Raw genomic sequence first — 24,283 nt, 5'->3', positions numbered from 1 at the left:
GGCGATCCTCGTCGCCCTTAGCCGGTAGCCCGACGGGCGAGCTTCCGAGAAGACAGCTGCCACGCCTAGCTGTCACGCCGCTGTCAGCCGGTGACAGCTTGGTGTCAGTCAACGCCGTTATTCCGGGTCCACAACTCGCAGCATGGCGAGACAGGCGAGGGGCACGGATGTGCTGATTGAACAGGAATACGCAGCGGCCGAGGCGCCGCGGCGCAGGCGGTTGCATCACCAACTCTATGTGCAGGTGTTGGTCGCGATCATAGCGGGCGTCCTCCTTGGCCATTTCTGGCCCGAGATCGGTGCCGCGATGAAGCCCCTGGGCGATGCTTTCATCAAGCTGGTCAAGATGATCATCGCGCCGGTCATCTTTCTGACGATTGTGACCGGCATTGCCGGCATGAAGGACATGGGAAAGGTCGGGCGCGTCGCCTTCAAGGCGCTCGCCTATTTTCTGTGCTTTTCCACGCTCGCGCTGATCGTCGGGCTCGTCGTCGCCAATGTCGTGCAGCCCGGCGCGGGGATGAACATCGACCCGGCCACGCTTGATGGCGAGGCAGTCTCAGAATACACCCAGAAGGCGCACGACCAGTCGCTCATCGCCTTCCTGACGAACATCATCCCAAGCACCTTTGCGGGGGCGCTGGCAGCGGGAGAGATACTCCAGGTCCTGTTCGTGGCGATCCTGTTCGGCACCGCGCTGACGCTGATCGGCGATCGCGGCGCACCGGCGCTCAGGGTTCTCGAATCGCTGTCGCAGGCGTTTTTCCGCCTGGTCGGGATTCTCATGCGCGCAGCGCCGATCGGTGCGTTCGGCGCGATGGCGTTCACCATCGGCCGCTACGGTATCGAGAGCCTCGCCAATCTCGCCTTCCTCGTCGCGACCTTCTACCTGACCTCGGCGCTGTTCATCTTCGTGGTGCTTGGCGCCGTCGCCCGTCTCAACGGATTCTCGATTTTCCGGCTGATCGCCTATCTCAAGGCCGAGCTGTTGCTTGTCCTGGGGACCTCCTCTTCGGAAGCGGCGATGCCGAGCCTGATGGAAAAGATGGAGGCGGCCGGCTGCCCCAAAGGTGTCGTCGGGCTGGTTGTTCCGACCGGCTATTCGTTCAATCTCGACGGCACCAACATCTACATGACGCTCGCCGCGCTGTTCATCGCCCAGGCGACCGGCATCGAGCTCAGCTTGGGCGACCAATTGCTGCTGCTCGCCGTGGCGATGCTGAGCTCGAAGGGTGCGGCCGGGATCACCGGCGCAGGCTTCATCACGCTCGCGGCAACGCTTTCCGTCCTGCCGTCGGTGCCGGTCGCCGGGATGGCGCTGATCCTAGGGATCGACCGCTTCATGAGCGAGTGCCGTTCGATCACCAACTTCATCGGCAATGCGGTGGCGACCGTGGTGGTGTCGCGCTGGGAGGGCGGCTTGGATCGCCAGCGGCTCGATACCGCCTTGCGGCGATCATCTCCGGGGGCAAACCGCGCAGCTGCGATGCCATCTGCGGCCGACGCGGACGACGCCGCATGGGAGCATCTTTCGCGCCCGACGCAGGCGGCCGGACGCACAGCCACAGCCACCTCCGAGCCAAGTCTTATCTAACCCGGCATATGTGTCGCGCCGTTCAAGCAACTCACTAGGAAGAGGAGATAATCATGTCGTTATTTGGGACCAAGCTGGCCATCGCCCTGGGGGCCGGACTCATGCTCGGGACCGCCGCATGTTCGCCGGGCGGACAGGCGGCGCCGGGCAACGCCGTCGAGGAAGTCGCGGTCGGCAATGACAGCATCCCGCGCGCGCCCTCGACGCCCGGCACGCCGAAGAACTGGGCAGGTCCGCAGCAGAAGATCCTTGCCCAGACCCTGGTCGATGAGCTCGCCGCGGCCCATCCCGAGGTGGTGAGCATCACAATTCACGCCGTTCCGCCCGGCCTGAGCGAATACAGCATGATTGCCGGCACCTTCCCGGATCGCATCGGCAATATGTCGTCCCCGGGCGACATCATCACCGCCAAGAAGGGGGCGACGCAGGTCGAATCCAAATGGGGCACCGAGAATTACGGCAAGAAGGTCTCGATCGTCCTGCCGCTCAAGAACAAGGTGGGCGACTACATTCCGGTGGCGATGGTCGTCGCCTTCAAGCAGTCGCCCGACAGCGGCAAGATCGATACCGACTTCATGCAGCCGGGCATCGTCATTCGCGACGGATTGAATAGCCGGATCGAGAACGCCGAGGCGCTGTTCTCACCCGTCTGAGCGAATTTCGGCGGTGGGAGCCACCAGGGCGCTTGGTCAGCTGGCGCCCTGGTGGTGATCTACGCGGCCACATGCGCATTGTGCGGCCGATGTGGGCGGCTGGTTGGGGCCGATCAGCGCTTCGTCGAACCAGCCCGGAAAGCTGATATTTTGCTGACGCGCGGCGACAGATGCCTGTCAGGCCCATGGTGTTAGCTCTGCTCTCCACAAGAAGACGGGAGAGAAGATCATGACACTCGCGAGACTGGTTATCGGTCTTGTTGGCGCGACTGCCGCGCCGCTTGCGGCGGAGCCGGTGACCGTCATCGTCACCCAGCAGGTCGGCGCCGAGGTCGAGGCCGACTATGTCGAGCGGCTCGAGCGGCTCGATGACGTCGAGGATGTCGATGTGCGGTTGCTGCGCAAGCATACCACCCAGCAGGATACGCCAGGCGTGGAATCGATAGCGATCGTCACCTTCGAGACCGATGCCGCCTATGCGAAATGGCGCACCAGCGGCGCTGGTGCCCTGGGCAAGGGCGTTCGCGTGCGCACCGCTTCGGTTATCCGGCAGGAGGGCGGCAAGGCCGAGGCAGGGCGCGGCGTGCCGGTCGTGTCATTCTACCAGCCCTTGGTGCGGCCCGCCCAGTATGCTGCCTACACTACCCGGTATATCGCGCCCAACATGAACGATCAGCGCGCCGCCGGGCTGATGGCTGGATACACGATGTATCTCGACCGCGAGGAAGGTGGATCCGATCCCGCCTTGTCGATGCTGCTCATGGAATATGTCAGCGATGCCGCCTATGCCGGCCGCGAGCCGATCAAGGAGCAGCAAAAGGCGAAGCGCCTGATCGAGAATGCCGAGTGGAAGCGGATTAACGATACCAAATCCACGATCAGGCGCGATATTGCCGAGACGGCGACACGCGAGGTCGATCTCTGAGTCGGGCGGCGAGGGCCGCCATGCTGTTCCCGAACCCCGGCCGCCCCGCCGCCATCCTGCTTGCCGGTCTGTGCGCGCAGGATGCGGTGGCGCAGGGCTACACCGTCGGCGGAGCAAGACCTTCGGCGGATACGAAACTCAAGCTGCACGCCGAGCTGACCGATACGCCGCATAAGGACAATCTGGTGTTGCCCAAGCTCGGCGCGGTGGTGCCGGTGTCGCCCGATCTGGAAATGGGCGTCGACGTCGCGCTTCGCCATATTCACACGGCCGAAGCACCGAGGTCATCGGGTGTCGGGGACGTCGAGCTCAAGGCGAAATTCGGGCTCGCGCGTGCCGCCGGCAGCGCACTCGGCATCGACGCGGCTGCGGAGCTCAAGATATCGCTACCGGTCGGCAGCGAACGTCGCGGTTTCGGCGAAGGGCGGATCGGGTTCAAGTTGCCGGTCACATTTGCCAGGCGCTTCGGCGCTATCGAAGTCGGCGCCCTGGTCGGGCTCCAGCACGTTCCCGCGCGCAACAAGGACATGGTGCTCGCCGGGCTTCTCATGACGCGGGAGTTTGGGGCGCGGTGGAAGGTCGGCGCCGAAGTCGCGACGGAAATGCGGATGCGTCGCCTCGGGGAGCAGGAGCTGATGGCGAACGCCGGGCTGCGCTTCGCTCCGAACGACAGGTCCGAGCTGTTCATTATCGGCGGACGTGCGCTGGCGTCCCGCGACGGCAAACCAATCATCAAGTTCAAGCTTGGCTTCGAAATCAAACTGAGGAGAGGGAAATGAACGGCAAAACGAAGGTCGGCATCGGCGCGGCGTTCGCGCTGGTTGCGATGACGGGCTTAACGGGGGTCGATGCAAAGAAGGGCGCAAGATCCGGCCAGGACTATTACGCCGCGCAGTTTCATGCCCCGTCATTGAATGGGAAGGTTCGGTATCTCCTCGTCAACCCGTTCGGCGAAACCGACGGCTTGCTTCTTCACTCAGGCCTGGTGGTCAAGTTCCCTGCGCATATGTCCGATCAGCTCGTCGACCATGTTCGCCGGGGAGAGTCTGTCACCGTTCAAGGGCGCGTCAGCCATAGCGGGCAGGAGGTCAAGGCGTGGTCGATTCACAATCTCGCGAGCGGCCGTCGACTGATCGCCGAAGCCAAGCCATGGGGCGACCTGAAGCCACCCAAACACATTCGCTATCTGGCGCTTACGCCCATGATCGTCCGCGGAACCGTGGCGCACGTGCTTGTCGGAAAACGCGGAGAGGTCAAGACGGTCATCCTGGATGAGGGGGTCACGGCGCGCCTGCCGAAACATCTGGCGCGGCCGTTCGCTGCGATCCAACCCGGAATGACATTATCCCTCTCGGGCCGTGGCAGCACCACTCGTGTCGGGAAGGGCATTGAGGTAGAAAGGGTGACATACATCGAACAATGATGCCTCCGTGCCTCATGGCCGCGAAGCGCGCCACCGCGCTGTTCGCCGACCTGGGGCCGCTCGGCCGACGCCGCCGGTCGTCGTCAGGCAACGAGAAGCGCCTATTTGCTATGCCGCCTCGACCGCATGCGCCTCGATGGCGAACCCAAGCGCTTACGCACCGCACCGAAGATGGCGGCGAGATTGTCCATGCTCGGATTGCCGTTCTCCGAAAGCATCCGGTGCAGGCTTTTGCTCGGGCGGGCGGTCTCACTCGCCAGCGCCTCGAATCCGACCGAGGCGTTGACGAGATCGCGCAAAATCAGGCGCGCGATCTGCGGCTCGCCATTGAGAAAGGCGGTCGCGGCCTCGTCGAGCATGGCCTTGGCGAAAGAGGGATCGCGCGCGGCGCGTTCCTTCACCGTCTCTTTGAAATCGCGCGTCAGCGCCATGTCGTCACCTCTTCGCCTTCCTCGCCGCAGCCTTGCGGGCCTTGTATTCCGCGAGCAGCTCGCCGGCCCGGTCGATGTCCGCCTGTTGCCGCTTCTTGGTCCCGCCCACGAACAGGATGATGAGTTCATCCCCATCGCGAGCAAGGTAGAGCCGGTAGCCCGGACCCCAGTCGATGCGATATTCGCCGAGGCTCCCGCCGATCCATTTGACATTCGACGTGTTGCCCAGCTCGAGCCGCACAATCGCCGTCGCCACTTTCGCCGCCGCATGCGCGTCGAGATCGTCGAACCAGGCTCGGAACGGGCACGATCCATCCTCGCGGACATATTCCTCAACGACCACCGAATCCGCTCCAAGTAGGTAACGTATATGTTACCATTTGTCGAGTCCTTTTAGAGGCGTCGATTCTCCATAGCCAATTCGCCAGCGCCGTCATGTTCAGCCCCTGCCGATGCGCGGGGATATCCGCTGCCGGTCCGGGAAGTCCGGCCTGCCGCTCCTTCAAACCATGATCCGCGCTTCGATAGTGGATACACATGCAACAGGACCCCAAGTGAATGTCCGTAATGGATTGGCGTTGTTCGCTATAATTCGTCGGAAATTCAGTTCTCGCGCATCTCTATATATGTGACACGGCATGATGACTCGATAAGTGACGCGCCAATATTCAAGAATCATTGTCGGAAATACCCGACAGACTGCGATCGTACTTTGTTTGTCTTTCGAACGTCCTGCGTCGGTCGCGGCGAGAAGCGGCAGCGGATAGATGCCCGAACCGCTGGTCTTTGAGAACGCCGCCGTCCGCGCGTTCCGTGAGCGCGCCGGCGAATGCGGCAGCGATCTCGCGCTGGCGACACTGCTCGACGATGCCGCCCGCGAGATCGGTTTCGAGCACTTCGCCCTGATTCACGCGCTCAGTCTCCAGCGCGCCGCACCGCAGCTGATCCGGCTCGACAATTATCCCGACGCCTGGACCGAACGCATCGTCGGTCGCCGTCTGTTCGTCGACGATCCGATCCTCCATGCCAGCCTGCGCACCAATTGCGGCTTTGCCTGGGACGAGCTGGCCGAGCACCTCGTTCTCCAGAAGCGCCACAGGGTGATCATGGCCGGCGCCGCGCGCGCCGGCCTGCGGCAAGGCTTCACCGTGCCCGCCAATGTCGCGTTCGAGCCGTCGGGATCCTGCTCGTTCGCCACCCGCGGCACCGGCGCCATCGCGGCGTGGCGGATCGAGTCCGCCGAGCTGATCGGCGGCCATGCCCTCAAGGCCGCGCGACGCCTCCACGGCTGGCCGCGCATGCCGCCCGTGGATCTTCATCTCAGCCCGCGCGAAACCGAGGTGCTCCACTGGGCCGCGCGCGGCAAATCCAACACCGATATCGCCGCGATCGTCGGTATCGGCGTCGAGACGGTCAAGACCTACATCGCCGCCACGCTGCGCAAGATCGGCGTCGGCGATCGCACCCAGGCCGCGATCCAGGCGGTGCGCTGGGGACTGATCGTGCCCGCGGAGTCCATTCCCCCACCCGAGTGAATACCGCTCTTCGGCCACGCCTGCTTGCTGTCCCGACCAGTAATCGGGAGGACGCGATGATTCACATCACCCACGGCTATGCGCTCGGCGACCGCGCCGCCGCGACCATGTTCGCAGACCGCAAGCGCCTGTTCGTCGACGAGATGGGCTGGGACGTGCCGGTTGTGGCGGACCGCTACGAGATCGACCAATATGACGGGCCGGACGCGACGTACATTATCGCGCGCGACGCGGACGGCGATCATATCGGCTCGCTGCGGCTGCTGCCGACGCTCGGGCCGCATATCCTCGGCGACCTGTTTCCCATGCTCACGGGCGGCGCGGTGCCGCGCGGCGCGGCGATCCGCGAAGCCACGCGGCTGTGCCTGCCGACGCGATTTGACGCTGCCGAGCGCACATTGCTGCGTAACCGCCTGATCAGCGCGATGGTCGACCACGCCCTCGACGCCGGCATCACCACGCTCACCGGCGTCGTCAGCCGGGCGTTCCGCGACAAGCTGATGAGGATGGGCTGGCGCGGGACCCCGCTCGGGCCGCCGGCGCCGATCGGCGAAATGGAGCTCGCCGCGTTCCGCATCGAGATCGACGCCGCGACCCCGGCATTGCTCGCCGCGACCGGCATCTATGTGCCCGCGACCATCACCGCCGCGGCGCCCGTCGCGGTGGCGGCATGAAGGAGGGCGTCATGACCGAGGCCCTCGATACCCTTGCCGGCCAGCTTCGTGCTCAGAGCCATGTCATCATCCGCCAGGCGATGCCGCCCGACCGGGTCGCCGCGCTCGACGCCGACCTCGATGCGCGCTTCGCCGCGACGCCGTTCTGCGACGGCGATTTCTACGGGCGCACCACCAAGCGCTTCGGCAGCCTGCTCAGGCGCTCCAAACATGCCGCCGCCTTCGTACAGCACGGCCTCATGCTCGGTCTTGCCGAACGGATGCTGCTGCCGTGGTGCGACCGCATCGCGCTCATCTCACCCAGGCGGTCGAGATCCATCCCGGCGCCCTCGCGCAGTATCCGCACCGCGACGAGGATATGTGGCAGGGGCCCAAGGGCGAGCTCGAATATCTCGTCAATGTGATGTGGCCGCTGACGCCGTTCACCGCCGATAATGGCGCGACGATGGTCTGGCCGGGCAGCCATTGCGGCGCGTCAGGCCCCGCCCGCGAAGAGGATGCCGTCGCCGCCGCGATGGACCCCGGCGATGTGCTCGTGTTTCTCGGCAGCACGCTCCATGCCGGCGGGGCCAACCGCACCGGCCGTCCGCGGCGCGGTCTGATCGTCAGCTACGGTCTCGGCTGGCTCAAACCGTTCGAGAACCAGTGGCTGGTCTATCCGCCCGAGATCGCGCGGACCTTCGATCCCGAACTGGCGGCGCTGGTCGGCTATGCCGAGCACCGGCCCAACCTCGGCAATGTCGAGGGACAATGCCCTTCGGCGCTGTTCGCCGGGCCGCTGCCCGACCATGTCGCGGCGACCGACGCGCTGCGCCCCGACCAGGCCGAGGCGCTGGCGGCGCATGTCGCCGAACAGCGCGCGGCCGGCGACCGCTGAGGCGCACGCGCCCGGCGACGGGGCATGTCGGTGGCCGACTGTCCTGCCGCCGACTGGCGCGATGCTGCGCTCTATGCGGCGTTGATCGGCTGTGATCGCGCCGGGTTCGCCTGGGAGTGGCTGCGCCGCGATCCGGCCTATCGCCGGGCATGGGCGGCGGGCAATGCTGTCGCTGCGCGCCGGTTCGGCTTGTGTCGGCTCGAACCCCCGGCGCGGGACATGATAACGGCGCGGCCGCTGTGGTGCGCCGAGATCGATAGCCATGCGCTTCGCGCCGACGCGGTGCCCGATGCCGCTGGCGATCCGTTCAATGTCGCGGCGCTGGCTGATCTGGCGGTCGTCCATATTGATGACGAAAGCGAGCATTGGCTGTTCTCCGATGGCTATCGTCACCTCCGGCTCGACATCACGTCGGGCACGCTGCGCGACGGGCCGGTCGGGCTGTGCTGGCGACTGTCGGGACTGCGCAATCTCCCGGTGCAGCTGGTTTCGCTGCGCCGGCTGGTCGCGCTGGCAAAGACCGGACGCTTTGCCGCATCGCTCCATCCGCCCGAGCGCCGCGCGGCGCGCTGGGTCGCGATGCTGCGTGTCCATGACGCGCTGACCGCCGGCGCCACCCATCGCGAGATCGCCGGTGTCCTGTTCGGGTCCGATAGCGCCGGACCCCGATGGCGGGTGCATGCGCCCGACGCGCGGCTGCGCGTCCAGCGGCTGGCGGTTCAAGTGCGGGGAATGGCGGCGACGGGGCCGGGTGGGTGGCTGTGCACAGCCTAGTGCGGTGGGGCGGGTTTGCCGCTGGTCGCCGCCGATGCGTCCGCATCCGCCTGTTTGCGTATCCGGTCGGCGGTCTGGGGATGGCACATTTCCCATGTGGCGACGCCGAGCGCGCCGGCCAGCGACTCGAGTCTGTCGATCGACGTGCCATATTTGGCGTTCTCGATATCGCTGATGAATGTGCGATCGATGCCCGCGATTGCCGACAGGTCTTCCTGTGACATTCCGCGCACGCCTCGCAGAATCCGAAGATTGTGCGACACGATCTTTCTGATCGTCGTCATCCGCACACAAGACGCGCGCCGACTGCATTGCGCCGTCGGAAATACCCGACAGGGCCGAGATTTTGCCAGTTCGCCGGCACCCTGAAGCAGTGAAAGATCTGAAGCGAAACCGGCAATTGACGGCTTGGTTATCCTGATCACCCGGTGCCAAGTTAGGGAAATTTCTTGAAGGGGGCGCCTCGCGCGCGCCTCCGGCGTCCGCGCGACCGCGCTCTATGGCTCCGCTGGCGCTCCGCCACCGAGCCCCGTGCCGGGCCTCGGCCTGACGGTGACGATCACTGGCGCGGGCCGGGCCGACGCCCGGCCTGATGGTCGCCGCTGACGCGGCGGCGCTGGTTGAGGCCACTCCCGGAAGCGGGATGGGCGGCGCTCCCTGCTAGACCCGCCGCGGCGGGCGACAAGCCTCACTGCGTTCGGCTGCTCCACTGCGTTGCGCCCTGCGGTGCCGCCCACCGCTCTTACGGGCCTCTCCGGTCGCATCTCGCCGCCCACCTCCGCTTCCGGGAGCGGCCATGCGTTTTTGGGGAGCGTCAGGAGCCGACCGATGGACGCAACCACCAGCCGCCGCGCAAGGGGAGGGGGCCGACCCGGAACCGGCCCGCGCCCGCATTCCGACGCTAGGCGGCCCGCTCAGGCGACCCGCGCCAATCTCTATGACGAGGTGACCGCCAGGATCATCGCCGAACTAGAGGCGGGCCGCTTTCCCTGGGTCCAGCCTTGGGGCCGCCCGCGCGCGGACGGCACCGGCGGCAGCAGCGGGGACGCGGAGAGCGGCGCCGTCGCCCCCGGTCTGCCGCGCAACGCGCTCACCGCGCGATCCTATTCGGGGGTCAACATCCTGATCCTGTGGGGCGCGATGATCGCCCACGGCTTCCCCTCGCAAAGCTGGCTGACCTTCAAGCAGGCGATCGCCGCCGGAGGCCGGGTCCGCAAGGGCGAGCACGGCACCACCGTCGTCTATGCCGACCGCTTCGTCCCCAAGGGCGAAGCCAAGCGCGCCACCCGCGACGGCGACGACGCCAAGGTGGTGCCCTTCCTCAAGCGCTTCACCGTGTTCAACGTCGCCCAATGCGAGGGACTGCGCCCCGGCCTCGCCGCCGATCCGGCCCCCTTGCCCGAACGCGAGATCGTCCCCGTCGCCGAAGACCTGATCCGGGCGAGCGGCGCGGACTTCCGCATCGGCGGCACCAAGGCTTTCTATGTGCCCTCGCACGATTTCGTGCAGGTGCCACCGCAGCCCGCATTCTTCGACCAAATCAATTATTACCGCACCGCGCTGCACGAGCTGACCCATTATGCCGTAAGCCGGATTATGCCGCATGGCCGCGCCCGACTGCTGTCACGGGTGCTTTCGACACTGCGGCAGTTCGGCATAATCGAGCTACCGGGAGCGGCGAAGTTTGGTGGGAGGGAGACGGTCCGTTTGTTCAAGATTTCTAGAAAGCTGACACAGGATGATCATCTTAAATGTCGCGATATTCCTTGCAGAGATGCCCGCGTACGTCCGAATTTTGCAACAAACCAAGCAATGTTGGACAAAATGGCAGGCTATGCCAATTTGGCCAAGCCCGGAACGGAACGTGGAGTAAGGGAAACGTACGGTTATGAGCAGCGAAGACGGTGGCAAACGGCAGGAAATGCTGCGCCAGCAGACGGTGCTGGCCAAGTTCGGCGAGCTCGCCCTCAAATCTGAAGATCTTGATGAAATCCTGACTGAGGCTTGCCGTCTGGTGGGTGAGGCGCTCGGTACCGATCTCGCCAAGGTGGTGGAGCTGCAACCGGACGGCCGAACCCTTATGGTGCGAGCGGGGGTCGGTTGGAAGCCCGGCGTGGTCGGTCACACCAAAATGCAAGTCGATAAAGGTTCCTCGGAGGGCCACGCCCTCGAAACCGGAGAACCAGTGATCTCGTCCGACATCGCGACGGAAACGCGCTTCCAATACGCGCCCTTTCTGATCGACAACGGCGTCAGGGCGATGGTTAACGTCATCATCATCGGCGCGAAAGAACGCCAGCCCTATGGCATTTTGCAGGTCGACAGCCGGACACCACGCGAGTTCGACGACCATGACATCAGTTTCCTGCGCACCTATGCCAATCTGCTCGCGGCCACAGTGGATCGGCTCAGTGCCCTGCTGGAGTTGCGTGAGAACGCGGCCCGGCAGAATGTGCTTCTGGCGGAGTTGCAGCATCGCAGTCGCAACATCTTGGCGGTCGTGAAGGCCATCGCCGCGCGCTCGCTCAGTGCCAGCCCCGCGCTTGAGGAGTTCAATGCTCGGCTATCCGCGATCAGCCGCGTGCAAGGCTTCCTTTCTCGCGGACAGAGCTGGTCGGTGGATCTCGGTGAACTCGTTCAAACCGAGCTGAAGGCGCACGGGGATGGGCAGGCTGACAAGGCTACGGTGGAAGGGCCACCTGTCAATCTGCCCGGCGACAAGGTGCAGACGCTGGCCTTGGTGCTGCACGAGCTTGCGACCAACGCGGTGAAATACGGCGCACTCTCGCAGCCTTCCGGCCGGTTGTCGGTGAAGTGGAGTGTGACCAGCGATGATAGTCCTCGTCTGATGTTCGACTGGCGCGAGAGCGGTGTGCGGATGCCGGCGGGGGACACGCCGCCGCGCCACGGCTACGGGCGTGAACTGATCGAACATGCGCTGCCCTATCAGCTCGAAGCCGAGACGCAGTTCGAGTTCACCGGAGACGGCGTGCATTGCGCAGTGGTTATACCACTCGCCATTTTGAAGCCGGAGGGCAAACAGCCATGACCGAAGCGGCGTCAGCCAGCCTCCAGGGCCTTCGCATCCTGGTGGTCGAGGATGAGTATCTCCTTGCAGAGGATCTGGCGCGCAATCTCAAGCGTGGGGGCGCCGAGGTGGTGGGGCCGGCCCCAAGCCTTGCCCGCGCCCGCCAGTTAGTCGAGACCGACAGCGCCATCGACGGCGCGGTGCTCGACGTCAATCTCAAGGGTGAGATGGTTTGGCCGATCGCAGATGCGCTGTTGGCCCGCTCGGTGCCGATCGTATTTGCGACCGGCTATGACGCAGCCATGATCCCCGAGCACTACGTCAATCTGCCGCGTTGCGAGAAGCCGGTTGCGGTGCACGACCTCGCTCGCGCGTTGGTGCAGGATCCTCTCTAATGCAACATTTTGTGGCCGTAAATCAGCGGAGATCGCGCTTTCGCAAATCTCCCTATTAAAACCCCGACTTTTGCGTCGTCGCAGAGTGATCAGTTCCGCGGATACCGGGAGGAAAACCTGCCGGAGATGAGCCTGACGTTCAACGTCCGCTTCGGAACGCGCCCGCAGCGGCTCTGAAGGGCTTGAAGAGGCCAGAAGCAGCCACAAGACTGGTCAAAAGGCGATCCCTAGTCGTGAAGATTGTCGCTCCAACAACCTGGAGCACAAGAAATGGAAATATCGGACCAGACTACCTGCCTCGACCCCTACTTTGCATCGTTCGAGGAAAGCCTTTCGTCGAAGAACTACAAGTTGGCTACGCTCGAGAATTATCGCTACCTGCTTCGACGCTTCGGCCGCTTGCTCGAAGCAGAGGGCATTGCGCCGTCGGCGTTGACGCCGGACCTCGCTGTCGGTCTGGGGCGTCGGTTGCCAACGACGCCAAAGAGCCAGATTAAAGTTCCCAACCTTGCCAGGCTGTTCGTCGCGCATCTCATTGAAATAGGAGTGGCGACAAGATCTCCTCTTACGCCTGCGCAGGCCGAACGTCACGAACTGCTGGGCGACTTCGAAACCTATCTACTGCGGCAACGAGGCCTCAGTCCACGCTCGGTCTATCATGTGCTGCGGTTCGCGGATCGTTTCCTCGATCATCGGTTCGGGGACAATATGCTCGATCTGCCTGCGCTGACCGCGCGGGATGTCGTAGCGTTCATGGAATATCTTCTGACGCGCAAGCGGCCGTTCCGCGACAAGACACCGGCAACGCATCTGCGCAGCTTCTTTCAGTATCTGTTCGCCCGGGGGCTCACCGCCACGAACCTGTCGCTCTGCGTACCCAGAGTACACAAACCTTGGGGCGCACGGCTCCCTCGTTATCTGTCGCCTGATGAGGTGGAGGCCGTCGTGGCCTCGGTGCGCACCAATCCACGGCGTGGCGCCCGTGACTACGCCATGCTGCTGTTAATGGCGCGCCTTGGCCTGCGAGCGCCAGAGGTGATGGCGATCCAACTCGACGATATAGACTGGCGCGTCGGCGAACTGCTGGTCCGCGGAAAAGGACAGCGTCATGATCGGTTGCCAATCCCGACAGACGTTGGCGAAGCGATCAGCCAATATCTGCGGGCTGAGCGGACCTCAACGATCACGCGCACGCTGTTCGTGACACATCGGGCGCCGAACCGCCCATTCAAGGACAGCCAGGTCATCAACTTCATATTGAAGGAGGCGTTCGCGAGAACGGGCGTCAAACCGCCGACACCCTATGTGGGATCGCATGTTCTGCGCCACAGCCTGGCAACGAACATGGTTCGTGCCGGCGCCTCGCTAGAAGAAATTGGCGATCTGCTGCGGCATCGGTCGCGCGCGACGACGATGATCTACGCGAAGCTCGACACAGAAGGTTTGCGGTCGATTGCCCAGCCCTGGCCTGTCGCGGAGGTGGCACGATGAGCTTCCTTTCCGAAATGGACCGATACCTGATTGTCAGAAGACAGCTCGGCGCCGATCTGAGCACCGACGAACGCATCCTACGCCGCTTCGCCACCTTCGCCGACCGCGATGACGCGGAGTACGTCGATACCAACCTGATTTTACGATGGCTCGAGAGCTTGCCATCTGCCAATTCCGGAACCCGGGCAACGCGCTTCAGGATAACCCGCCAATTTGCCGAGTGGCTGCATGGCCTGGATCCCAGGCACGAGGTTCCGCCCCGTGGATTGGTGCCGGGTCGCGTCCAACATGGGCGTCCGTACATCTATAGTGAGGCCGAAATCGCCGCAATTATCGAACATGCGCGAACGCTGCCATCGGTCTACGGCATGCGTGGCCTAACCTGCTCGACACTCTTTGGCCTGATCGCCGTGACCGGACTTCGGATCAGCGAAGCGCTCGGTCTCGATAATGCCGATCTCGATGTCGAGACCGGCTTGCTTTATATCCGGCAGGGCAAGCTCGGCAAGGAACGGTTGCTGCCGCTGGATCCAAGCGTCGTGCAGCGGCTGGAAAGCTACAGCAGCGAGCGGGATCGACTGCTCGGGCATAGGCCGGAAGCGTTCTTCGTGACGTGCGATGGGCGTCGCGTTGGGGATTGCGGCGCGCGTTACAACTTTGCGCATGTATGCCAGCAGATCGGGCTGCGAGAACCGCAGCCTTATCTTCGACACGGCCGTGGGCCGCGCATCCATGATCTCCGCCACACCTTCGCGGTGCGTACCATGCTGAGCTGGTATCGGTCGGGCAAAGATGTTGGCCGCGAGATGATCAAGCTCACAACATGGCTTGGTCATGCGAACCCCACCAATACTTACTGGTATTTGGAAGCGGTCCCGGAACTGCTGGAGCTGGCCTCGATCCGAATAACTGGCGTGGCGGCGGAGGCGGAAACCCGATGAAGACGACCAACTTCCCCGCGCTGATCCAGCGCTTCTTCACCGATCGGCTCTCTACGCAGATGGAGGCCAGCCGTCACACCGTCGCCTGTTACCGGGACACTTTCCGGCTCCTAATCCGGTACGCAAGTTCAAGGTGCGAAAAGCCGCCTACGAAACTGTCGATCGAAGATCTCGATGCCGATCTTGTTGCCGACTTCCTGACTCATATGGAAACGGCGCGCGGCAACACGGCACGCACCCGAAATACGCGTCTTGCCGCCATCCGCTCGTTCTTCCGTTACGTTGCATTGACCGACCCGAGCTGGCTGCTTCATTGCCAGCGCATTCTCTCCATGCCGAACAAGCGGTATGTGAAGCGGAGCGTGACGTTCCTTGACGCTGAGGAGATAGCGGCGCTGCTGGCAGCGCCGGATCGAACGACGTGGGCGGGGCGGCGTGATCATGTCCTCCTGTTGCTTGCACTTCAGACCGGTTTGCGGGCGTCCGAACTGATCAACGTCCGGTGCAAGGACGTGATCCTCGGTACCGGGGCCCATATCAGGTGCATCGGCAAGGGCCGGAAGGAGCGCAGCACGCCTCTTCGTCGCGATACGGCAAAACTGATTCAGGCCTGGATGGGCAACCGCCCTGACAGCGACGGGCCATTGTTCCCGTCGATCCGGGGCGAGCGGCTCAGCCGTGATGCTTTGGAGCACCTGGTCCGCAAGCATTGCCTGACGGCATCGCGAGTATGCCCGAGCCTCGCAGGCAAACGCGTCACGCCGCACACGCTGCGCCATAGCACGGCAATGGAACTGCTCCGTCACGGCGTCGACCAATCCGTGATCGCACTGTGGCTCGGGCACGAATCCGTGGAAACGACCCAGATCTACATCCACGCAGATATGCGGCTGAAGGAAAAGGCGCTCTCTCAGGTCGCCAGCCCCGAAACGCATCCTGGGCGATATCGCCCCAGCGATGAACTGCTTGCCTTCCTCGAGGCACTCTGACTATGCCGAATTGCCGCATGGCCGAAAGCAGGCGTGTCAAATGCCGAAATCCGGCCATGCGGCATAATCCGGCTTACGGCATAATGGCCGTTATGCCGATATCGGCATAACGGCCACTGGACCGGGCACAGCTCGCGGCTCGCCCGCGATCTCACCCACGGATTCGGCTCGTCCGGCTATGCCCGCGAGGAACTCGCCGCCGAGATGGGTTCGGCGTTCCTCTGCGCCGCGCTCGGCATCGTCCCGACCGTGCGCCATGCCGACTATCTTGGCAGTTGGCTCGACATGCTGCGCGAGGACAATCACGCGATCTTCCGCGCCGCCAGCGCGGCGAGCAAGGCCGCCGACTATCTGCTGGGGCTGCGCGACGGGACGCCCGCCGCGCCCGCGTCGCGCGCGCTACCGCCCGCGTCGCCCGCGCTACCGCCCGCGCCGCCAGCCGCGCAGTGCATTGTCGCGATGCACGGGGAGGCGGCGGCATGATCCTTCTGACACCCGAACTGCGCTTCGCGTTGCGCGTCAATGCCATGCAGGCGCGCGCCGCCGAGCGCGCCGATCCCGCGCACGACCATGACCCCATGCCGGCGGTCAAATTCTTCAATCCGTTGGGCGCTGGGACATGGCTCGCGACCGAACTCGACGCCGACTGCGACACGCTGTTCGGCCTCGCCGATCTCGGCTTCGGCAGCCCCGAACTCGGCAGCTTCTCGCTTGCCGAGCTGGCGGGCGTCCGCTTGCCCTTCGGCCTCGGCATCGAACGCGATCTGTCCTTCTTCACCCCCTATCGGTTGTCGACCTGGGCTTTGTGGGCGCGCCGCGCCGGTTCGATCGTCTGGGCCGAAACCCTGCTGCGCCGCGCCGCGTCGCAATCCGATCCCCACCCGCTTCCGCCAGATCCCGAGGGTGATGGCGGCTGACGCGCGGCGCGTTCCGCCGCCCACGAACCGGTCCGCCTTCTCAGTCACGAAAACGACGGACCGGCACTCACGAGGAGTAGAAAGATGAAACTCGACTTTATCGACCTTGGCAAGCTGACGGTCAGCAAGGCCAATATGCGTTACGGCAAGAAAGCCCCCGACGTTTCCGACCTGTTGCCGACCGTGCGCAAGCGCGGCGTCATCCAGCCGCTGATCGTGCGGCCCAATTGCGGACCCGACGCCTTCGAGATCGTCGCAGGCAGCCGACGCTTTCACGCCGCGAAGATCATCGCCGAGGAACGGCGCGACGAAGGCGAAGCCGCCGAACCGCTGCCCTGCGCCATTCTCGATCCCGGCGACGACGCCGACGCCATCGAGGCATCGCTGATCGAGAATCTCGCGCGATTGGACCCCGACGAGGTGACCCAGTGGGAGAATTTCGTCCGGCTGGTCAAGGAGGGCCGCAAGCCCGAGGAGATCGCCGCGACCTTCGGGCTGCCCGATCTGACCGTGCGCCGGGTGCTCGCGCTCGGCAATCTGTTGCCGCGTATCCGCGATCTCTACCGCGCCGAGAAGATCGACGGCGCGACCGTCCGCCACCTCACCCTGGCGAGCAAGAGCCAGCAAAGGGCGTGGCTGGCGCTCTACGACGATGCCGATTCCTATGTCCCGACCGGCCACCAGTTGAAGGCATGGTTGTTCGGCGGGCAGTCGATCAGCACCAAGCACGCGCTGTTCGACGTGGACGCCTATGCGGGCCAGACCATCGGCACCCTGTTCGAGGAGGACCGCTATTTCGCCGATGCCGATGCGTTCTGGACCGCGCAGAACGCGGCGATCGAGGCGAAGCGCACCGACTATCTCGATACGGGATGGAGCGATGTCGTGATCCTTCCGCCGTCCGAGCGCTTCCAGAGTTGGGAGCATGAACGCGCGGCGAAGCGCAAGGGCGGGCGCGTCTATATCGAGGTGCGCAACACCGGCGAGGTGACGTGCCACGAGGGCTATGTGACGCGACACGAAGCCCGCCGTATCGCCAGCGGCGCGCAATCGGCCAGTGAAAAGCCGAAGCGGCCCGAGGTGACCAGCACGATGCAGACCTATATCGATCTGCATCGCCACGCCGCCGTCCGCGCCGCGCTGACCGGCCACCCTGCGGTCGCGTTGCGCTTGATGGTCGCTCACGCCATTGCCGGCTCGCACCTGTGGAGCGTCAAGATCGAGCGGCAGGACACGCGCAACGAGGAGGTGCGTGAGAGCGTCGAGACGTGCGCGGCGGAAGCCGCGTTCGACGATCGCCGCCGCGCGGTGCTCGGCCTTCTCGGCTTCGATCCCGAAGCGCCGACCGTCACCAAAGGCAATGGCGATGCCTATGGGCTGGCCGGTCTGTTCCTGCGCCTGCTCGATCTCCCCGACGCTTGCGTCATGGAGGTGATCGCCATCGTCATCGGCGAAACCCTCGCCAGCGGGAGCGCCGCCGTCGAGGCGGTGGGGTTGCACATCGGCGTCCATATGGCGCGCTACTGGCAGGCCGACGACGCCTTCTTCGACCTCATCCGCGACAAGGAGGTGCTGACCCGCATCGTCGCCGAGGTGGCAGGCGAGGGCGTCGCCAGCGCCAATGCCGGCGAGAAGATCAAGACAATGAAGAAGATCGTCCGCGATCATCTCGGCGGCGAGAATGGCCGCGCCAAGGTCGAGGGCTGGGTGCCCAAGTGGATGGCCTTCCCGCCCTCGGCCTATACCGCACGCGGCGGTGTCGGCACGGTCGAGGCCAATGCCCTGGTCGAGGCGGCGCGGCTGCCCGACGACGCGCCGGACCCCGACGCGCCCGAGGGCGCAGGCGCGTCGGCCGAAACAGAGCGGCTTGCCGCATGACGACCGCGCGGGCGGCGAGCATCGGGTGATCAGCGCCCCGCGCTGATCAGGCCATACCGGAATATGGCCGACCCAATGCTTCGCCTCCCGCGCTTGCGCCATTCTGGAGATTCAGCCGCGCCCCTCCGCCCGCGTCAGGGCGACAATATTCCAGTGTGGACTGGCGACGCGGGGCGCTATTCACCCGCCGTTCGGCTTCGGCGCACGAATGGGATTCAGGCATCGTTGCGATCACCTTGCAGGCCGTCGCAACGATCCGTGTGCTATCGTGGGAACTGTGCCGAATGACCTTCTTGGTCGCCTCGCAGATCGCGCACCGCCCCACATTGCGCTCGAATCCGCCTGCGCCCGCTAGTTCACGCGTCTTGTGATTGGCGTGCTGCCGCACCGACAGATCGAGCCGCTCGGATGCAATCGTCGCAGATCGCCTCGGGCGACAGCCGCTCGATCAACCCGCTGACCTGGTCCAGTACCGTCATCTTGCCCCCCTATCATCTGACCATAGGCGGCCTCGCCGACGCGTGAAAGCCGACCTCTATACCCTGTTATCGTCGCCCGCGACGAGTGACGGATCGCTGCAAATTCGCCTTCGCAGACGGCCGCGACCCATTCCGGCTCCTTGGGCGCATGACCTGGAACGGCCACCGGTCCCGCAAAACCATCGCGGACGAACTGATTTCCCCGCCCGGCTGTGCCGGGCTCCTCGCGGCCGCTTCGCTCTCAAATCAGCCCGCCGCTCCGGTCCTCCGCTGATCGCTCCGGCCTTCGGTTCGCGAGCCCGTCCGAGGCCGTCCCCACGGTCCGCCCATCGCCCGGAAATGGTTCGGGCGAGTTCATCGAGGAGACGAAAAATGCCTGCAATCGGTTATGTCACCCGCGGCGAAGACGGCGGCTACAAGGGCGAGTTCGAATTGTTCTCGCAGCGCCGGCCCATCCAGCTCGTGCCCAACCGGCGCAAGACCACGCCCGAGCAGCCTGACTTCGTGGTGAACTCGGATCGGCTGGAGCTCGGCGGCGCCTGGGTTCGCACGAGCGAGATGTCGGGACGCGAATATGTCCGGCTCGCCATCGCCCGCCCCGAGTTCGGGCCGCATACGGTCTACGCCAATCTCGGACGCGCCGCCGGGCAGGACGATCCCGATGCGTTCGCGATCATCTGGAACGCAGTCAACTGAGCCGCTTCGCCCCGCGCCTTCACCGGCGCGGGGCATCTTCCCCGGCAGGTCCATGGGGGCTCGAAAATCCACCCCTCGATCTTCGAGCCTCTGCACGCGAAGGCTCGCGGGGCAGTCCCCGGCGAACCGCGCGGCCCCGCCGCGCTTCACACGCGGGAGACGCCGATGGAAGACGAGATCGCCGAGGCGCGCGCCGCCAAGCGCGGCAGCCCCTATCTGAGCGCCGATCAGGCCGCCGCCTATCTCGGCGTCTCGCGTCGCTATCTCCAGAAGCTCAGGACCGCTGGCGAGGGTCCGGTCTATCGCCGTCACAGCCGCCTGGTCCAATATCATATCGACGACCTCAAGGCCTGGTCGCGCGACCAAGCCAAGGGCGGCGGGCGATGAGCTGGCGTTCGCACCGGCCGGCCGATGTGCCGCTGTTCGATTGGGGCGACGCGCTACGCCGCGCGCGCATCGCGCGCCGCCAGCTGCGCCGCCGCGCTGCCGCGATCGCGCTCGGCACAGCGCTGCTGGGCGTCACCATCGTCGCGCCGCCCGCGCCGCGCTTCGTCTGGAACGCCAGTGCGAGCGCACCGATCGGGCTGTACCGCGTAATGCTTGGCGCGGCGGTGGAGCGCGGCGACATGGTGGTGGCGTGGGTGCCCAAGCCGTTCCGCCGGCTCGCCGCCGCGCGCCGTTATCTCCCCGAGAATGTCCCCTTGGTGAAGCGCGTCGCGGCGGTCGCGGGCGACGAGGTCTGCGCGCGCGGAAAGTTCATCTCCGTCGGCGGGCGGATGGTCGCGGTGCGCCGGACGAGCGACGGCAGGGGCCGGATCATGCCGCAATGGACCGGGTGCCGCATCCTCCGCGCGGAAGAGCTATTGCTGTTGATCGACGGCAGCCCGGACTCGTTCGACGGCCGCTATTTCGGGGTGACCGGGCGTGACGACATCATCGGCAAGGCGCGGCTGATCTGGACCAGGCCGAAGGACGCCAGCGATGCGTAAGCATTGCCGGAGCGCAGGCGGCGGCTCAGTGAAAGCGGGCGCGCTGTTGATCGCGTTGCTCATCGCCTCGCCGGCGCGCGCCGATAATGTTGCGCGCTGGCGGCTCTTGATCGCCGAGGCCTCGCAGCGGTTCGGCATTCCCGCGCACTGGATCGAGCGGGTGATGCGCGCCGAGAGCGGCGGCCGAACCGAGCAAGGCGGGCGTCCGATCCGGTCGCGGATGGGCGCGATCGGGCTGATGCAGATCATGCCCGAAACCTGGGCGGCGATGCGCGACGCCCATCGTCTCGGCGACGATCCTGACGACCCGCGCGCCAACATCCTCGCCGGCACCGCCTATCTGCGGCTCATGTACGACCGCTTCGGCTATCCGGGCCTGTTCGCCGCCTATAATGCCGGACCGGCGCGCTATGCCGCGCATCTCGCCACCGGCGCGCGCTTGCCCGGCGAGACGGTCGCCTTTCTCGCGGCGGTATCGGGGCGATCCGGGTTGCCTAAGCCGTCGTCCCCGCCGCCACGCCAGCGCCTCTTCGCCGTGCGCCACGACACGCCCGGGCATCCGCCATCCAAGCCAGCAGCAGCTCCGCCGCACGCGCTGTTCGCGCTACGCGTGACCGCGCCGTGACCGGGGGGCGGGGAGGGGATCGTCTCGGCTCTGTCCAGTGTGACGGGCGGCGGGGCGGCTATCAAGGCCCGCGGGTGCCCCCCAATTTGCTGCGCAAATCGGTTCCCCCCACGTCCGCTGCGCGGCGCGGGGCGATGCCCCGCGGCCCTGACAGCCGCCCCGCCGCCCGTCTCCTCGAAGGCGTCCTCGGATCGGAGGACGCGAACACGAAAGGAGATCGTCATGACCATAGCGTGCAGCATCGAAGCAGCGTCGGATCGCGTGATGGCGGCGTTGGTGGCCGGGTTGGAAATCGAGTTCGGAAGCGGCGCGGGTCGCGTGCTGGCGAAGCGGTTTCTGGAAGCGGAAGAGGCGGATTTTAACTGGGACGCACGCGTCGGAGCGCTGGCTCGGCAGCTATGAGGGCGGCGATGAAAACGAAATCGAGCTCGAACGGATAGCGATCCTGGGTCGGCTCGACGGCGAATGGTTCGTCGCAACGTGCATCGTCGATGGCGATGGCCAGGTGCACGGCATCATCGGACGGCGCAGCTTCGAGCGCGGGATCGACGCGCAACAGGCCTTCGCGGATGCCCGCTGAGAGGCCGGAATGCGCATCGGGGAAGCGGCGTCGTCACGGCGCCGCTTCCCCAGATTTTTGCAACGTACAGGGTCGGGAGGGACGAGAGAAGGGATTGCAAGATAAAGGCAATCCCTCGCCGGGCTTGCTAAGCTGTTGTCTGCACATCCCATTCTCGCGAGATAGCGTCTCGCGCGAGAGAGATAGGTGCGGCAGGTACGGCGGATATCGGTCGGTTGTCGGCCTTCGCGGCGAGACAGGACGGGCGTGCCTCCCTGCTCCGGCGGCGACGCCATGAGCGACGACGACTTTGAGCCGCGCCTTGGCCGGATGCGCGCTAGGGGCGGTAAGCGCGGCCGCAGCTATCTCGGCCAGGTGGTCGCCGCGGCGGCACGCGTGGGGATGGGCAGGGGGTGGCGCAATCGCCGCTTCGACGGCAGCCGGATCGGCCGCGGCGCGAGCATCGGCCGGCTGCTCGGCAGCCGCGATCGCCATGCCGGGCTGCGCGCGCGCCGCGCGGTGGTCAAGACCCGGCTGGTCAGGCTGGGTCAGAAGGGATTGTCGGGCGCGCGTGCTCATTTGCGCTATATCCAGCGCGATGGCGTCACCCGCGAGGGCACGCCCGGTGCGCTCTATTCGGCCGAGCGCGACCAAGCCGATGGCAAGGCGTTCCTCGAGCGCCAGGCAGGCGACCGCCACCAGTTCCGTTTCATCGTCTCGGCCGAGGAAGGCGATGAATATCCCGACCTCAAGCCGCTCACCCGCCGGCTGATGGCGCAGATGGAGCAGGATCTGGGCACCTCGCTCGACTGGGTGGCGGTCGATCATTTCAATACCGGTCATCCGCACACCCACATCATGCTGCGCGGCAAGGACGACCGTGGCGAGAATCTCGTCATCGCCCGCGAATATATCGCGCATGGTCTGCGGACGCGGGCGTGCGAGCTCGTCACGCTCGATCTCGGTCCGCGCAGCGACATCGAGATCGAGCGTCGGTTGCGCCACGACATCGGCGCCGAGCGGCTGACGAATATCGACCGGCAGCTGGTGCGCGAGAGCGACGAACACCGCACCGTTGCCGCCGCCCACCGCGACCCCTTCCAGCAGTCGCTCCGCGCCGGCCGGTTGCAAACGCTCGGCACGATGGGCCTGGCCGAGCATGTCGGCGCCGATCGCTGGCGCCTCGCCGATAGGCTTGAGGAGACGTTGCGGCGGGTCGGCGAGCGCGGCGACATCATCCGCATGATGCAGCGCGAGATCACCGCGCGGAAGCTCGATCGCCCCGGCGTCGATCATGTCATATTCGATCCCGCCGACGGAGACACCGCGCCGGTGATCGGGCGCGCCATTCTGCGCGGTCTGTCAGACGAACTGCACGACCGCCATTATCTGCTGGTCGATGGCGTCGATGGACGTCTCCACCATGTCGAGCTCGGCCGCGGCGACGCGACCGAGCCGACCACCGAGGGAGCGATCGTCCGCGTTGTGGCGCGCGTCCCTGTGGCGCGCGAGGTCGACCGGACCGTGGCCGCGGTCGCCGCGGCCAATGATGGGCGCTATTCGATCGACCTGCATCTGCGCCACGACCCCCGCGCCACCGAGGCCTTCGCCCAGACCCATGTCCGGCGGCTCGAAGCGATGCGCCGGCTGATGCGGAGCGTCGATCGCGCAGCCGATGGCAGCTGGACCGTCGCGGACGATCATCTGGCGCGCGCCTCGGCGTTCGAGGCACGGCAGGCGCGCGACCGCCCGGTGACGGTCGAGCTACTGTCGGCAATCCCGGTCGAGCGGCTCGGCCGTGCCGATGGTGCGACCTGGCTCGACCGCACGCTGGTCGGTACGGAGGCACCGCCATTGCGCGATGCCGGGTTCGGCCGCGAGGTGCGTGCCGTGCAGGCGGTTCGCCGGCAATGGCTGATCGAACAGGGATTGGCCGAGATCGAGCAGGGCTCCACGCGGTACCGCGCCAACCTCCTCGCCATCCTCCAGCGGCGCGAATTGTTGCGTGTCGCCGGACAGCTCTCCGACGAACTTGGCTTGACGTTCGTCGAGACCAAATCCGGCGCGCGGATCGAAGGCAAGGTGGATCGCCGTATCGACCTTGTCAGCGGACGGTTTGCGCTGATCGAGAAGAGCCGCGAATTCACTCTGGTGCCCTGTACGAAAGCGCTCGAACGCCAGCTCGGCAAACAGGTCGGTGGGATCATGCGTGGCGACGTGATCAGCTGGACGATCGGGCGAGGGCGCGGCGGACCGTCGATCTCCTGAACTCTCTGTTGTACGAATGCGGCGGGCAGCAGGGGGCATCCCGCAGGTTTTCGTCAGGCGTCTGGGACATGCGCAGCATATCCGGAATAGGCTCAGGATTTTTTTGGACAGGATCATAGGAAATCGGGCCGCCATGCATCTT

The 24,283-nt window shown here is 65.4% G+C and carries 26 protein-coding genes and 1 pseudogene; 24 read left to right on the top strand and 3 right to left on the bottom strand.

What is annotated here, in order from left to right; all coding sequences use genetic code 11:
- Positions 1–172: 172 nt before the first annotated feature.
- From D1610_RS06920 to D1610_RS06900, 5 genes are all read left to right on the top strand, one after another.
- Positions 173–1,594: a dicarboxylate/amino acid:cation symporter gene (locus tag D1610_RS06920; protein WP_245942054.1), complete on the top strand. Its 1,422-nt coding sequence runs from the start codon at positions 173–175 to the stop codon at positions 1,592–1,594.
- A 53-nt stretch (positions 1,595–1,647) separates the two neighbouring features.
- Complete coding sequence (locus D1610_RS06915; RefSeq protein WP_147414283.1) at positions 1,648–2,247, top strand: hypothetical protein; 600 nt, start codon at positions 1,648–1,650, stop codon at positions 2,245–2,247.
- A gap of 229 nt (positions 2,248–2,476) precedes the next feature.
- On the top strand, positions 2,477–3,172 hold the full coding sequence (locus D1610_RS06910; RefSeq protein WP_147414282.1) for a hypothetical protein: 696 nt from the start codon (positions 2,477–2,479) through the stop codon (positions 3,170–3,172).
- A 20-nt stretch (positions 3,173–3,192) separates the two neighbouring features.
- Complete coding sequence (locus D1610_RS06905) at positions 3,193–3,951, top strand: hypothetical protein (RefSeq protein ID WP_118863393.1); 759 nt, start codon at positions 3,193–3,195, stop codon at positions 3,949–3,951.
- Entirely contained in the window at positions 3,948–4,595 is a 648-nt protein-coding gene (locus D1610_RS06900; protein WP_118863392.1) for a hypothetical protein, read from the top strand. The genes D1610_RS06905 and D1610_RS06900 overlap by 4 nt, the downstream gene beginning before the upstream one ends.
- A gap of 101 nt (positions 4,596–4,696) precedes the next feature.
- Here the strand turns inward: D1610_RS06900 and D1610_RS06895 are convergent, their stop codons facing one another.
- Positions 4,697–5,026, bottom strand: a complete 330-nt coding sequence (locus tag D1610_RS06895; protein ID WP_118863391.1) for a helix-turn-helix domain-containing transcriptional regulator — start codon at positions 5,024–5,026, stop codon at positions 4,697–4,699.
- A 4-nt stretch (positions 5,027–5,030) separates the two neighbouring features.
- Complete coding sequence (locus D1610_RS06890; protein WP_118863390.1) at positions 5,031–5,369, bottom strand: type II toxin-antitoxin system RelE/ParE family toxin; 339 nt, start codon at positions 5,367–5,369, stop codon at positions 5,031–5,033.
- A 424-nt stretch (positions 5,370–5,793) separates the two neighbouring features.
- Between D1610_RS06890 and D1610_RS06885 the strand changes: the two genes are divergently transcribed.
- Genes D1610_RS06885 through D1610_RS06870 form a run of 4 tightly spaced genes read left to right on the top strand, consistent with a single transcriptional unit; the run spans position 5,794 to position 8,886 of the window.
- Positions 5,794–6,561 (top strand): helix-turn-helix transcriptional regulator, encoded by a 768-nt coding sequence (locus D1610_RS06885; RefSeq protein WP_118863389.1) that lies wholly within the window; start codon positions 5,794–5,796, stop codon positions 6,559–6,561.
- A 56-nt stretch (positions 6,562–6,617) separates the two neighbouring features.
- Complete coding sequence (locus tag D1610_RS06880) at positions 6,618–7,235, top strand: acyl-homoserine-lactone synthase (RefSeq protein WP_118863388.1); 618 nt, start codon at positions 6,618–6,620, stop codon at positions 7,233–7,235.
- Positions 7,186–8,112 carry a phytanoyl-CoA dioxygenase family protein gene (locus D1610_RS06875; protein WP_118863387.1) on the top strand — a complete coding sequence of 309 codons (927 nt, stop codon included), beginning with the start codon at positions 7,186–7,188 and terminating at the stop codon, positions 8,110–8,112. Before D1610_RS06880 ends, D1610_RS06875 begins: the two co-directional genes overlap by 50 nt.
- Before the next feature lie 24 nt (positions 8,113–8,136).
- Complete coding sequence (locus tag D1610_RS06870; protein ID WP_118863386.1) at positions 8,137–8,886, top strand: transcriptional regulator domain-containing protein; 750 nt, start codon at positions 8,137–8,139, stop codon at positions 8,884–8,886.
- On the opposite strand, the gene D1610_RS06865 is transcribed toward D1610_RS06870, so the two are convergent.
- A complete protein-coding gene (locus tag D1610_RS06865; protein WP_118863741.1) occupies positions 8,883–9,170 on the bottom strand; it encodes a helix-turn-helix domain-containing protein in 288 nt (95 codons plus the stop codon). The genes D1610_RS06870 and D1610_RS06865 overlap by 4 nt on opposite strands.
- A gap of 544 nt (positions 9,171–9,714) precedes the next feature.
- On the opposite strand from D1610_RS06865, the gene D1610_RS06860 reads away from it, so the two are divergent.
- The 15 genes and pseudogenes from D1610_RS06860 to rlxS all read left to right on the top strand — a co-directional run bounded on the left by D1610_RS06860 (position 9,715) and on the right by rlxS (position 24,141).
- A complete protein-coding gene (locus tag D1610_RS06860; protein WP_281268961.1) occupies positions 9,715–10,863 on the top strand; it encodes an ArdC family protein in 1,149 nt (382 codons plus the stop codon).
- Positions 10,775–11,935, top strand: a complete 1,161-nt coding sequence (locus D1610_RS06855; protein ID WP_118863385.1) for a sensor histidine kinase — start codon at positions 10,775–10,777, stop codon at positions 11,933–11,935. Before D1610_RS06860 ends, D1610_RS06855 begins: the two co-directional genes overlap by 89 nt.
- The gene (locus D1610_RS06850) at positions 11,932–12,309 is read left to right on the top strand and encodes a response regulator (protein WP_118863384.1); all 378 of its coding nucleotides are present in this window, start codon (positions 11,932–11,934) and stop codon (positions 12,307–12,309) included. Before D1610_RS06855 ends, D1610_RS06850 begins: the two co-directional genes overlap by 4 nt.
- Positions 12,310–12,579: 270 nt before the next feature.
- Positions 12,580–13,800: a site-specific integrase gene (locus D1610_RS06845; RefSeq protein WP_118863383.1), complete on the top strand. Its 1,221-nt coding sequence runs from the start codon at positions 12,580–12,582 to the stop codon at positions 13,798–13,800.
- A complete protein-coding gene (locus D1610_RS06840; protein WP_118863382.1) occupies positions 13,797–14,741 on the top strand; it encodes a tyrosine-type recombinase/integrase in 945 nt (314 codons plus the stop codon). Before D1610_RS06845 ends, D1610_RS06840 begins: the two co-directional genes overlap by 4 nt.
- Complete coding sequence (locus D1610_RS06835; RefSeq protein WP_118863381.1) at positions 14,738–15,730, top strand: tyrosine-type recombinase/integrase; 993 nt, start codon at positions 14,738–14,740, stop codon at positions 15,728–15,730. The genes D1610_RS06840 and D1610_RS06835 overlap by 4 nt, the downstream gene beginning before the upstream one ends.
- 108 nt (positions 15,731–15,838) lie before the next feature.
- A pseudogene (locus D1610_RS06830) lies at positions 15,839–16,213 on the top strand (zincin-like metallopeptidase domain-containing protein); the annotation flags it as partial.
- The gene (locus tag D1610_RS06825; protein WP_118863380.1) at positions 16,210–16,647 is read left to right on the top strand and encodes a DUF2958 domain-containing protein; all 438 of its coding nucleotides are present in this window, start codon (positions 16,210–16,212) and stop codon (positions 16,645–16,647) included. The pseudogene D1610_RS06830 and the gene D1610_RS06825, both read left to right, overlap by 4 nt.
- Positions 16,648–16,731: 84 nt before the next feature.
- Positions 16,732–18,525, top strand: a complete 1,794-nt coding sequence (locus D1610_RS06820; protein ID WP_118863379.1) for a ParB/RepB/Spo0J family partition protein — start codon at positions 16,732–16,734, stop codon at positions 18,523–18,525.
- A gap of 851 nt (positions 18,526–19,376) precedes the next feature.
- A complete protein-coding gene (locus tag D1610_RS06810) occupies positions 19,377–19,700 on the top strand; it encodes a DUF736 domain-containing protein (RefSeq protein ID WP_118863378.1) in 324 nt (107 codons plus the stop codon).
- A gap of 165 nt (positions 19,701–19,865) precedes the next feature.
- Positions 19,866–20,087 (top strand): helix-turn-helix domain-containing protein, encoded by a 222-nt coding sequence (locus D1610_RS06805; protein ID WP_118863377.1) that lies wholly within the window; start codon positions 19,866–19,868, stop codon positions 20,085–20,087.
- A complete protein-coding gene (locus tag D1610_RS06800; RefSeq protein WP_118863376.1) occupies positions 20,084–20,689 on the top strand; it encodes a S26 family signal peptidase in 606 nt (201 codons plus the stop codon). The genes D1610_RS06805 and D1610_RS06800 overlap by 4 nt, the downstream gene beginning before the upstream one ends.
- Positions 20,682–21,314 carry a lytic transglycosylase domain-containing protein gene (locus tag D1610_RS06795; protein WP_118863375.1) on the top strand — a complete coding sequence of 211 codons (633 nt, stop codon included), beginning with the start codon at positions 20,682–20,684 and terminating at the stop codon, positions 21,312–21,314. Before D1610_RS06800 ends, D1610_RS06795 begins: the two co-directional genes overlap by 8 nt.
- 222 nt (positions 21,315–21,536) lie before the next feature.
- Positions 21,537–21,716: a hypothetical protein gene (locus D1610_RS17360; protein ID WP_245942020.1), complete on the top strand. Its 180-nt coding sequence runs from the start codon at positions 21,537–21,539 to the stop codon at positions 21,714–21,716.
- A 451-nt stretch (positions 21,717–22,167) separates the two neighbouring features.
- Positions 22,168–24,141: a relaxase/mobilization nuclease RlxS gene (rlxS, locus tag D1610_RS06785; RefSeq protein ID WP_118863374.1), complete on the top strand. Its 1,974-nt coding sequence runs from the start codon at positions 22,168–22,170 to the stop codon at positions 24,139–24,141.
- The last annotated feature ends 142 nt before the right edge of the window (positions 24,142–24,283 follow it).

It is taken from the genome of Sphingomonas gilva, from assembly GCF_003515075.1.
Lineage (GTDB): Bacteria > Pseudomonadota > Alphaproteobacteria > Sphingomonadales > Sphingomonadaceae > Sphingomonas > Sphingomonas gilva.
The sequence above is the reverse complement of the archived record's forward strand: the minus strand, read 5'-3'. Positions and strand labels throughout refer to the sequence as shown.

What these genes read in the sequence shown, in the direction of transcription:
- D1610_RS06855 (WP_118863385.1), top strand. Translation starts at nt 10,775, where the DNA reads ATGAGCAGCGAAGACGGTGGCAAACGGCAGGAAATGCTGCGCCAGCAG.
- D1610_RS17360 (WP_245942020.1), top strand. Translation starts at nt 21,537, where the DNA reads ATGACCATAGCGTGCAGCATCGAAGCAGCGTCGGATCGCGTGATGGCG.
- D1610_RS06810 (WP_118863378.1), top strand. Translation starts at nt 19,377, where the DNA reads ATGCCTGCAATCGGTTATGTCACCCGCGGCGAAGACGGCGGCTACAAG.
- D1610_RS06865 (WP_118863741.1), bottom strand. Translation starts at nt 9,170, where the DNA reads ATGACGACGATCAGAAAGATCGTGTCGCACAATCTTCGGATTCTGCGA.
- D1610_RS06895 (WP_118863391.1), bottom strand. Translation starts at nt 5,026, where the DNA reads ATGGCGCTGACGCGCGATTTCAAAGAGACGGTGAAGGAACGCGCCGCG.
- D1610_RS06795 (WP_118863375.1), top strand. Translation starts at nt 20,682, where the DNA reads ATGCGTAAGCATTGCCGGAGCGCAGGCGGCGGCTCAGTGAAAGCGGGC.
- D1610_RS06905 (WP_118863393.1), top strand. Translation starts at nt 3,193, where the DNA reads ATGCTGTTCCCGAACCCCGGCCGCCCCGCCGCCATCCTGCTTGCCGGT.
- D1610_RS06850 (WP_118863384.1), top strand. Translation starts at nt 11,932, where the DNA reads ATGACCGAAGCGGCGTCAGCCAGCCTCCAGGGCCTTCGCATCCTGGTG.
- D1610_RS06805 (WP_118863377.1), top strand. Translation starts at nt 19,866, where the DNA reads ATGGAAGACGAGATCGCCGAGGCGCGCGCCGCCAAGCGCGGCAGCCCC.
- D1610_RS06860 (WP_281268961.1), top strand. Translation starts at nt 9,715, where the DNA reads ATGGACGCAACCACCAGCCGCCGCGCAAGGGGAGGGGGCCGACCCGGA.
- D1610_RS06885 (WP_118863389.1), top strand. Translation starts at nt 5,794, where the DNA reads ATGCCCGAACCGCTGGTCTTTGAGAACGCCGCCGTCCGCGCGTTCCGT.
- D1610_RS06875 (WP_118863387.1), top strand. Translation starts at nt 7,186, where the DNA reads ATGTGCCCGCGACCATCACCGCCGCGGCGCCCGTCGCGGTGGCGGCAT.
- D1610_RS06845 (WP_118863383.1), top strand. Translation starts at nt 12,580, where the DNA reads ATGGAAATATCGGACCAGACTACCTGCCTCGACCCCTACTTTGCATCG.
- D1610_RS06835 (WP_118863381.1), top strand. Translation starts at nt 14,738, where the DNA reads ATGAAGACGACCAACTTCCCCGCGCTGATCCAGCGCTTCTTCACCGAT.
- D1610_RS06915 (WP_147414283.1), top strand. Translation starts at nt 1,648, where the DNA reads ATGTCGTTATTTGGGACCAAGCTGGCCATCGCCCTGGGGGCCGGACTC.
- D1610_RS06880 (WP_118863388.1), top strand. Translation starts at nt 6,618, where the DNA reads ATGATTCACATCACCCACGGCTATGCGCTCGGCGACCGCGCCGCCGCG.
- D1610_RS06870 (WP_118863386.1), top strand. Translation starts at nt 8,137, where the DNA reads ATGTCGGTGGCCGACTGTCCTGCCGCCGACTGGCGCGATGCTGCGCTC.
- D1610_RS06820 (WP_118863379.1), top strand. Translation starts at nt 16,732, where the DNA reads ATGAAACTCGACTTTATCGACCTTGGCAAGCTGACGGTCAGCAAGGCC.
- D1610_RS06825 (WP_118863380.1), top strand. Translation starts at nt 16,210, where the DNA reads ATGATCCTTCTGACACCCGAACTGCGCTTCGCGTTGCGCGTCAATGCC.
- D1610_RS06800 (WP_118863376.1), top strand. Translation starts at nt 20,084, where the DNA reads ATGAGCTGGCGTTCGCACCGGCCGGCCGATGTGCCGCTGTTCGATTGG.
- D1610_RS06840 (WP_118863382.1), top strand. Translation starts at nt 13,797, where the DNA reads ATGAGCTTCCTTTCCGAAATGGACCGATACCTGATTGTCAGAAGACAG.
- rlxS (WP_118863374.1), top strand. Translation starts at nt 22,168, where the DNA reads ATGAGCGACGACGACTTTGAGCCGCGCCTTGGCCGGATGCGCGCTAGG.
- D1610_RS06910 (WP_147414282.1), top strand. Translation starts at nt 2,477, where the DNA reads ATGACACTCGCGAGACTGGTTATCGGTCTTGTTGGCGCGACTGCCGCG.
- D1610_RS06900 (WP_118863392.1), top strand. Translation starts at nt 3,948, where the DNA reads ATGAACGGCAAAACGAAGGTCGGCATCGGCGCGGCGTTCGCGCTGGTT.